This window comes from Actinosynnema sp. NPDC059797 (assembly GCF_042732085.1).
Lineage (GTDB): Bacteria > Actinomycetota > Actinomycetes > Mycobacteriales > Pseudonocardiaceae > Actinosynnema.
Map to the genome: position 1 here is coordinate 1 of NZ_JBHWIE010000290.1, position 9,087 is coordinate 9,087.

The 9,087-nt window shown below is 73.9% G+C and carries 5 protein-coding genes; 3 read left to right on the forward strand and 2 right to left on the reverse strand.

Features of this window, described 5'->3' with window-relative positions; all coding sequences use genetic code 11:
- Positions 1–2,952 precede the first annotated feature (2,952 nt).
- Positions 2,953–3,987 carry an aldo/keto reductase gene (locus ACFV4N_RS34705; protein ID WP_499676893.1) on the reverse strand — a complete coding sequence of 345 codons (1,035 nt, stop codon included), beginning with the start codon at positions 3,985–3,987 and terminating at the stop codon, positions 2,953–2,955.
- Positions 3,988–4,067: 80 nt separating this feature from the next.
- Positions 4,068–4,490, reverse strand: a complete 423-nt coding sequence (locus ACFV4N_RS34710; protein WP_499676894.1) for a VOC family protein — start codon at positions 4,488–4,490, stop codon at positions 4,068–4,070.
- A gap of 89 nt (positions 4,491–4,579) precedes the next feature.
- Here ACFV4N_RS34710 and ACFV4N_RS34715 point away from each other — a divergent pair, with 89 nt between their 5' ends.
- The 3 genes from ACFV4N_RS34715 to helR all read left to right on the forward strand — a co-directional run.
- A complete protein-coding gene (locus ACFV4N_RS34715) occupies positions 4,580–5,554 on the forward strand; it encodes a helix-turn-helix transcriptional regulator (protein WP_499676895.1) in 975 nt (324 codons plus the stop codon).
- 164 nt (positions 5,555–5,718) lie between these two features.
- Positions 5,719–6,939, forward strand: a complete 1,221-nt coding sequence (locus ACFV4N_RS34720) for a glycosyltransferase (protein ID WP_499676896.1) — start codon at positions 5,719–5,721, stop codon at positions 6,937–6,939.
- Positions 6,940–6,986: 47 nt separating this feature from the next.
- Positions 6,987–9,087 (forward strand): RNA polymerase recycling motor ATPase HelR (gene helR / locus ACFV4N_RS34725; RefSeq protein ID WP_499676897.1); only part of this gene is annotated, 2,101 nt, incomplete at its 3' end.

The following is a 9,087-nucleotide window of genomic DNA, read 5'->3' on the forward strand; positions in this document are numbered from 1 at the left end:
GGGACGGCATTTTCGGTGGGACGGCATTTGCCGTCCCAGGATTTTTGCCGTCCCAGGCCTGAGCAGGCATGGGACGGCTGGGACGGATGGGACGGCAACCCCCGGCTAGACCGACCGGAACGACCCTCGAAAGCACCCCGAACCTCGGTTTGTACCAACCCGGTACAGCCGGAACACGACAACGGCGCAACAGGCTCGGCGACCGGCGCCCGTTCACCACGGTCTACAACGCCGGACCACCCCCGCTCGCGCGGGGACAACAGCTACTTCCGTCTGCGCGCGGTGCACACGACGGGACCACCCCCGCTCGCGCGGGGACAACGCGGTCATCGACTCGGCCAGGTCCAGGCCGCCCGGACCACCCCCGCTCGCGCGGGGACAACGTCACGCGAACAAGCGTTCGATCAGCTGTCCTTGGACCACCCCCGCTCGCGCGGGGACAACTCGCTCGTCACGGGGCAGCGCCGGCACACCGTCGAACCACCCCCGCTCGCGCGGGGACAACCGCGTATGACACCTGCCTACTGGCCGGGTCCAGGGACCACCCCCGCTCGCGCGGGGACGACGGGGTTTCGCTGTTGGTGGGTAGTTCGGGGTGGGGACCACCCCCGCTCGCGCGGGGACGACTGGACCTCGGGGGATTCGCTCTGCTCCTTCTTCGGAACACCCCCGCTCGCGCGGGGACGACGTCTCAGCGATGTCGTCGGCGTCACCGATGTAGGGAACACCCCCGCTCGCGCGGGGACAACACCGTCCACCCCCCGTCGATGCCCCACGGGTTCGGAATACCCCCGCCCGCGCAGGGACAACCCGCCGTAGCGTGCAGGCGTGCCCAACGAATGGGGAACACCCCCCGCTCGCGCAGGGACGACCCGTCCACGAAGATCCCGAAGCACCGGTAGTACGGAACACCCCCGCTCGCGCAGGGACGACCGCCGAGGGAGTCGGCCGGGTGGTGTTCGCAGCGGAACACCCCCGCTCGCACGGGGACGACGCGCACGCCGGCCAGGTGCCCGAGGTCGGCCCCGGAACACCCCAGCTCGCGCGGGGACGACGCGCTCAGGCGGGGCCAGCAGATCGGCACGTGCGGAACACCCCCGCTCACGCGGGGACGACTTCGCGCAGACCGGCGTGTACGTCGAGTCGCACGGAACACCCCCGCTCGCGCGGGGACGACGCACCGCTCGCAAGCTGGCGGTGGTTCGCGGTGGGAACACCCCCGCTCGCGCGGGGACGACCACGGGGCGCGGTCGAGGGGCTGCGCGGCCAGGGGAACACCCCCGCTCGCGCGGGGACGACGCCGCGTGCGCCGAGGCCGACCTCGGCAGCCTGGGACCACCCCCGCTCGCGCGGGGACGACGGCATGGCCGTGGCCGGTGCGGGCGTACTCGCGGGACCACCCCCGCTCGCGCGGGGACGACGACCCGAACCAGTGCCCGACGATCGAGGTCGGGGGACCACCCCCGCTCGCGCGGGGACGACGCGGAGTTCGAAGACCTCACCGCCTACAACCGGGGACCACCCCCGCTCGCGCGGGGACGACCTCGTCGGCAAAGTCGGACACGGTGCCTCCCGCGGACCACCCCCGCTCGCGCGGGGACGACGTCACCCCGCCCGACGGGGTCGTGCTCGACACCGGACCACCCCCGCTCGCGCGGGGACGACCCACTGCGGCGCTTGGCTTCCCTCGCCACGGACGGACCACCCCCGCTCGCGCGGGGACGACACTTCGTGACCTGCGACTATACCTGCGCTCACGACGTTTTTGATTCGGTTCACTCCAGTCTCGTAAGAGCGGCACGGCACCTCGAAGCAGCACATAACGAATCAGCGGGTTGAGGACGCGCTGAAGCCAGCGGGGGCTTTTGTACCAACATCTGGCGACCTGCCTCGTTGATCTTCGGCGTGGGTTGGGGCCAGGGTTGCCGTCCCAGCCGTCCCAGCCGTCCCAACGCAGGTCAGCCCTGGAACGGCATTTTCGGTGGGACGGCATCTGCCGTCCCAGGATTTTTGCCGTCCCAGGCCTGACCAGGCACGGGACGGCTGGGACGGCTGGGACGGCAACCCCCGGCCAAATCCACCGGAACAGCCCTCGAACGCACCCCGAACGCCGGTTTGTACCAACCCCCTGCGGCTACAGCAGCGCCAGGAACTCCGCAGCCGTCAGCCCGGCCTGACGCACGATGGATGCCAGCGTGCCGCAGAACGACCCTCAACGCGCCCTGAGCGGCCCGCAGACGAGCCGAATACGACCGCCCTAGCAGTCCCACCGGGAGCGCGAGGACGTTGTCATCGGCGACCGGTGCCCGACGCTTTCACGGACACGGGGTACCAGCCACGGCCAGCGGTGGACGGCCCCGAGCCATGGGTGCGTCCAATTAGGACAGCTAGTTTCGGGTGACGGTCTTGGGGGGAGTTTGCCCAGTGGATGCCCAAGTTGGACCTGCCCATGTTGCCCAGGAGTAGGTCTAAGCAGGTCAGAAGGGGTTTCGAACATGCTGGCGAGTGCGGTTTCCTAAACCGTGTGTCGCAGGTTCGAATCCTGCCGGGGGCACTCACCTTTCGCCGGGTGAATCAAGCCCTGAGCTGCGTCTTCGCGCTCAGGGCCTGATCTTTTTCCATCACTGGTCGTCAGCCTGGATCCGTCCTTGCGAGTGCCCGCGCGCTCCGCCACCCCCGTTGCCGGTACGCAGCCGTCAGCCGCGGGGGAGGCAGTGGCGTCGTCGGCCGGTGGGGCAGGGCGAATGGTCCGCGTGGTCCCGGATCCGCGCGTGGGGGCAACGTCCGATCCGGTGCGCCGGGGCAACGCGGTGCGCGATCTTCGCGCCGGGTTCGGTGGGAGCCGCGTGCACGAGGTCCACATCGGACTTCCCCCGACCGCGCCCGTCCCCCGGTCTCGGCGGTGGGCACCGACGGGACCGGGTGGCACGGTTCCGCCGGGTTCCTCGCCCGTCACGCCGCCGCGCGTGTGTCGGGTGGGCGGCGGCGCATCGTGGCGTGCTCGATGGCGGGTGGCACGTAGGACACGTCCAGTGGGCCGAGGTCGGTGCCCGGTGGCACGATGGCGTCGATCCGGTCCAGGACTCCGTCGTCCAGGGTGACCTCGGCGCCGGCCAGCAGGTCGTCCAGGTGGGCCGCGGTGCGCGGGCCGATGATGGCCGAGGTGACGTCCGGGTGCGTGACGGCGAAGGCCATGGCCAGGTGGGTCGGGGAGAGGCCGGCTTCCTCGGCCAGCGGGATGAGCCGCTCGACCGCGTCCAGCTTCCGCTCGTCGGTGAGGTGGCCCGGCACCCAGCGCATCCGGCGCGGGTTGTCCACGGGCTCGCCCTTGCGGTAGCGGCCGGTGAGCAGGCCCATGGACAGGGGGCTCCACACCAGGACGCCCAGGCCGTGCCGGCGGCAGGTGGGCAGGACCTCTCGTTCGACGCCCCGGTTGAGGATGGAGTACGTGGGCTGCTCCGTGCGGAAGCGGTGCAACCCGCGCCGGTCGGCGACCCACTGCGCCTCGACGATGTCCGACGCCGGGAGGTTGGAGGTGCCGATGGCGCGGACCTTGCCGCTGCGCACGAGGTCGGTGAGCGCGGACAGGGTTTCCTCGACGTCGGTCCCCGGGTCGGGGTGGTGGACCTGGTAGAGGTCGACGTGGTCGGTGCGGAGGCGTCGGAGCGAGTGCTCGACCGCGGTGGTGATCCAGCGCCGGGAGCTGCCGCGGCGGTTGGGGTCGTCCCCCATCGGACCGTTGACCTTGGTGGCCAGCACCACGTCGTCGCGGCGGCCCTTGAGCGCTTCGCCCACGATCTCCTCGGACGCGCCGCGCGGGCCGTAGACGTCGGCGGTGTCGATGAAGTTGATCCCCGCGTCCAGCGCCCGGTGGACGATCCGGGCGCAGTCGTCGCGGTCGGGGTTGCCCGCCGGGCCGAACATCATCGTGCCGAGGCAGTAGGGGCTGACCTGGATCCCGGTGCGGCCCAGGGGGCGCATCCTCATGGTGGGGTGTCCTGTCGCGTGGTCGGTGGTCGGCGAAGGGGGCCGCGGGCGGGACGTGCGCCCGCCCGCGGCGGGGCGGGTCAGCCCTGGTAGTCGGTGACGACGTCGATCACCCAGACGACGCCGAAGCGGTCGCGCAGCATCCCGTAGGCCGGGGCCCAGCCCGCCGGGCCCATCGGGACCACGACGGTCGCGCCGTCGGAGAGCTTCTCCCAGTAGCCGGTGACCTCTTCGACGGTCTCGCCGCGCAGGGAGAGGAAGAACGAGTTCTCGCCCTGGTCGTAGCCCATCCGAGAGGGCACGTCGTAGGCCATGACGTGGAAGCCGTTCTCGGCGAGCACCTGGCCCCACATCACCTGGTCGGCCTCGGACTCCTCCTGGACGTTCCCGGCGTCCTTGTAGGTGACGACGGCGAGGTGGCCGCCGAACGCGGACTGGTAGAACTCCAGCGCCGCGCGCGCGTCACCGCGGAAGTTCAGGTGGGTCGTGGTCGTGACGGACAAGGTCGCTCCTCGGGTTCGGTGCCTGACGAGACCACCGTCGCAGGGGTAGTGGCCAGGTCGTGTCCTCTACTCCGGGCACGATGGGGACCATGCCGAAGACCTCAGCAAGACTGCTGGCGCTGCTGTCGCTGTTGCAGGCGCGCCGCGACTGGCCGGGAGGGCTGCTGGCCGAGCGGCTGGACGTCAGCCCGCGCACGGTGCGCCGCGACGTCGACCGCCTGCGCGAGCTCGGCTACCCCATCGTGACCACCAAGGGCCCGGACGGCGGTTACCGGCTCGGGGCCGGCGCGCAACTGCCGCCGCTGCTGTTCGACGACGAGCAGGCCGTCGCCCTGGCCGTGGCGCTCCACACCGCCGTGAGCAGCGGCACCGGGGAGGCCGCGGCACGGGCGCTGCACACCGTCCGGCAGGTCATGCCCGCCCGGCTGCGCCACCGCATCGACACCCTCCGGGTCACGGCCGTGGAGCGGTCCGCGGCGCCGGGCGTCGACAGCGGCGTGCTGGTGGCGGTCGGCGGCGCCGTCCACGCCCGCGAGGTGCTGCGCTTCGACTACGCGTCCCCGTCGGGTGACGACGGCCGGCCGGCGCGCCGGGTGGAGCCCCACCACCTCGTCACCCGGGGCGGGCGCTGGTACCTGGTGGCCTGGGACCTCGACCGCGACGACTGGCGGGCCTTCCGCGTCGACCGGATGGCGCCGCGCGTGCCCACCGGGCCCCGCTTCACCCCGCGCGAGCTGCCCGGCGGCGACGTGGCCGCGTTCGTGACCGGCAGGTTCCGGGGCTCGGACGGCGCGGGCGACTGGCCCTGCCGGGGCGAGGTGGTCCTCCACCGGCCCGCCGCCGAGGTGGCGCCGTTCGCCGGGGACGGGGTCGTCGAGGAGCTCGGCCCGGACCGCTGCCGGCTCACCTCCGGCTCGTGGTCGTGGCCCGCCCTGGCCGCCGCGATCGGCAGGTTCGACGCCGACGTCGAGGTGGTCGGGCCGGCCGAGCTGCGGGACGCCTTCGCGCTGCTGGCCCGCCGCTACGCCGAGGCCGCGAAGGGGATCGCGAAGACCGCGGACTGACGACGTGGTGTGCGCGGGAGAGGGGCGTTCGCGCGGCCGTATGATGTCGGGGCGCTTTCCTCCACCTCAACGTATAGCACGAGGGGGGCCTTGCGGCAAGACCCCGGTGGTGCCGCAGAATTTCGAGCCCAAGCCCAAGAGCTGCGAAAACGGGGGAACGCGGAATGCGCGTGGTGCTGTCGACCTACGGGTCGCGGGGGGACGTCGAGCCGCTGGTCGGGCTCGCCGTGCGGCTGCGGGGGCTCGGCGCCGGGGTCCGGGTGTGCGCGCCGCCGGACGAGGACTTCGCGCGGCGGCTGGCGGGCGTCGACGTGCCGCTGGTGCCGGTCGGCCCCTCGGCGCGGGCGCTGACGGTCGCGAAGCCGTCGCCGGCCGACCTGCCCCGGCGGGCGGCCGAGCTGGTCGCCGGCCTGCTCGGTCCGGTCGCGGAGGCCGCCGAGGGGTGCGACGTGCTGGTGGCGACGGGCGTGGTGCCGGCCGCGGCGGGCGCGCTGTCGGTGGCCGAGAAGCTGGGCGTCCGCTCCGCGTCCGTCACCTTCCAGCAGCTCACGCTGCCGTCGCCGCACCGGCCGCCGCTGGCGTACCCGGGCCGGCCGCTGCCGCCCGGGGTGACCGACAACCGGGTGCTGTGGGACCTGGACGCCCGGCACGTCAACGCGCTGTTCGGCGAGGCGATCAACACCGGCCGGGCGTCGATCGGCCTGCCGCCGGTGGGCGACGTCCGGGACTACGTCGTCGGCCGCCGGCCGTGGCTGGCCACCGACCCGGTCCTGGACCCGTGGCGGGGGTCGCCGGACCTCGACGTCGTGCAGACCGGCGCGTGGCTCCTCGAGGACGAGCGCCCGCTGCCGGACGAGCTGGTGGCGTTCCTGGACGCCGGCGAGCCGCCCGTGTACGTGGGTTTCGGCAGCATGCCCCTGCACGCGGCGGAGGACCCCGCCCGGGTGGCCGTCGAGGCGGTCCGGGCGCTGGGCCGCCGGGTGGTCGTCCTGCGCGGCTGGGCCGGCCTGGGCCCGGTCGACGACGGGGACGACTGCCTCGCCGTCGGCGAGGTCAACCACCAGGCGCTGTTCCGCCGGGTGGCCGCGGTCGTGCACCACGGCGGCGCGGGCACCACCACGACGGCCGCCCGCGCGGGCGCGCCCCAGGTGGTGGTGCCCCAGGCCGCGGACCAGCCGTACTGGGCGGGCCGGGTGGCCGCGCTGGGCGTCGGCGTGGCGCACGACGGGCCGACGCCGACCTCCGACTCCCTGTCGGCCGCGCTCGGGGCGGCCCTGGCGCCCGGGGTCCGCGAGCGGGCGGCCGCCGTGGCGGGCGGGGTCCGCGCCGACGGGGCGGCGGTGGCCGCGGCGCTGCTGCTCGACGAGGCCGGCCGCGCCGCGTGAACCGCACCCCACCGAACCGAACGCCCGCACTGCGCAGTGAGGAACACGTGTCAACTCAGCGGTACGAAGAAGAGCTGTCGTCCGAACGCGACTACGTGGCCGGGCTCTACGCGCGGCTCGACGCCGAGCGCGCGCGGGTGAAGAGCGGGTACGAAGCGGCGCTGCGGGGCACCGGCGGCACCCACATGGAGCGGGACGACGAGGTGCGCGCGCTGGCCAAGGAGGCGAAGCGGCTGGCCGTGGCGGACAACGGGCTGTGCTTCGGCCGGCTGGACGCCGTGTCCGGCGAGCGCTCGTACATCGGCCGCATCGGCCTGTTCGACGAGGAGCACGGGTACGAGCCGGTGCTGCTCGACTGGCGCGCGCCCGCGTCGCGCGCCTTCTACGTCGCCACCGCCGCGAACCCGGAGGACATGCGCCGGCGCCGCCAGTTCCACACGCGCGGGCGCCGGGTGGTCGACTTCACCGACGAGGTGCTCGGCCGCCCCGACGGGGACGCGCGGGGCGACGCGGCCCTGCTCGCGGCGGTCAACGCGCCGCGCGGCGAGGGCATGCGCGACATCGTGGCGACCATCCAGGCCGAGCAGGACGAGATCATCCGGCTCGACCACCCCGGCGTGCTGGTGATCGAGGGCGGTCCGGGCACCGGGAAGACCGTGGTGGCGCTGCACCGCGTCGCGTACCTGCTCTACACGCAGCGGGAGCGGATGGAGCGCCACGGCGTGCTCGTGGTCGGGCCCAACCCGGCGTTCCTGAACCACATCGGCCGCGTGCTGCCGTCGCTGGGCGAGTCCGACGTGGTGTTCACGACCCCCGGCGGCCTGGTGCCCGGGCTGCGCGTCACCGCCGAGGACGAGCCGGTGGCCGCGCGGCTCAAGGGCTCGCTCAAGGTCCTCGACGTGCTCGCGGCGGCGGTCGCCGACCGGCAGCGGCTGCCGGAGGACCCGCTGCCGATCGAACTGAGGGACGTCGCGCTGCGGATCGACGCCGCGACCGCGGAGTGGGCCCGGGAGGAGGCGCGCGCGAGCGGGCTGCCGCACAACGAGGCCCGCGCCGTGTTCGCCGAGATCGTCACCTACGTGCTCACCGAGCGGGCCATCGCCCGGATCGGCCGGGGCTGGCTGACCAGGGACGACCGGGACGCGTGGGAGCAGCTGCGGTCGGACCTGGTCAAGGAGCTGGCGGAGGACGAGGCGTTCACCGCCGCGCTCGACCTGCTCTGGCCGGTGCTGACGCCGGAGGCGCTGCTGTCGTCGCTCTACTCGTCGCCCGAGCGGCTGCGGGCGGCGGGCGCCGACCAGGCGCTGTGGCGCGCCGACGGCGAGGCGTGGACGGTGTCGGACGTGCCGCTGCTCGACGAGCTGGTCGACCTGCTGGGCAGCGACGGGTCGGCGGACCGGGAGGCGGAGCGGGAGCGCCGGGCCGAGACCGCGTACGCCGCCCGCGTGCTGGACAACCTCGTCGGCCGCCAGGACTCGATGGACGACGAGGACCACCTGTTCGCCACGGACCTCCTCTTCGCCGAGGACCTGGCGGACCGCTTCCTCGAGCACGACACCCGCGAACTCGTCGAGCGCGCGTCCGCCGACCGCGACTGGACCTACCGGCACGTCGTGGTCGACGAGGCCCAGGAACTGTCCGAAATGGACTGGCGGGTGCTGATGCGGCGCTGCCCGGGGCGGTCCTTCACGGTGGTCGGCGACCTCGCCCAGCGCCGGTCGCCCGCCGGGGCGAGGTCGTGGGGCGCGATGCTGGAGCCGTACGTGCCGGGCCGCTGGGTCTACCGGTCGCTGACGGTGAACTACCGCACCCCGGCGGAGATCATGGCCGTCGCCGCCGGCGTGCTCGCCGGGTTCGCGCCGGGGGTCCGGCCGCCGGAGTCGGTGCGCGCGTGCGGCGTGCGGCCGTGGTCCCGGCGGGTCACCGGGGACGAGTTGGCCGCCGCCGTCGAGGAGTTCGCCCGGGACGAGGCCGGTCGCGAGGGCACCAGCGTCGTGATCGGGCCGCCGGACGTGCCGGGCGCGGTGCCGGCGTCGGAGACGAAGGGCCTGGAGTACGACGCCGTCCTGGTCGTGGACCCGGGGCGGATCCTCGCCGACGGCCCGCGCGGCGCGGCCGAGCTGTACGTCGCCCTCACCCGCGCCACCC